At 63.1% G+C, this 331-nt stretch carries 1 protein-coding gene; it reads right to left on the minus strand.

The window, feature by feature from the left end; genetic code table 11:
* Nucleotides 1–331: penicillin-binding transpeptidase domain-containing protein (locus PA598K_RS31085; protein WP_376739104.1), on the minus strand; the 331-nt coding region annotated here is incomplete at both ends.

The raw sequence follows: 331 nt of genomic DNA on the forward strand, positions 1-331 counted from the left end.
TGGCCAGCACGCTGAAGGCCGAGGCCATCTCGTACGGACTGACCGGGAAGGCTCCGAGCGCCAGCGACGGCACGGGCTGCATCGCGCTCTCGATGCCAAGCTTGCGAGCGGTGGCGATCACTTCCTCCGGTCCGACCGACATGACGCTGTTGACGGCGAAGATATTATCCGAGCTGGCGATCGCCTTGCGCATATCAATCTCTTCGTTGAAGTAGCGGTCGTTGTAGTTGCGCGGCTGATACGTCTGTCGGCCTTCGTCGTAGGTGAAGACGGTCGGCTCGCTGCGGAACGTCGACAATGGCGTCAGCACCCGGCGCTGCAGCGCCGTCAG

It is taken from the genome of Paenibacillus sp. 598K, assembly GCF_003851045.1.
Taxonomy (GTDB): Bacteria; Bacillota; Bacilli; order Paenibacillales; family Paenibacillaceae; genus Paenibacillus_D.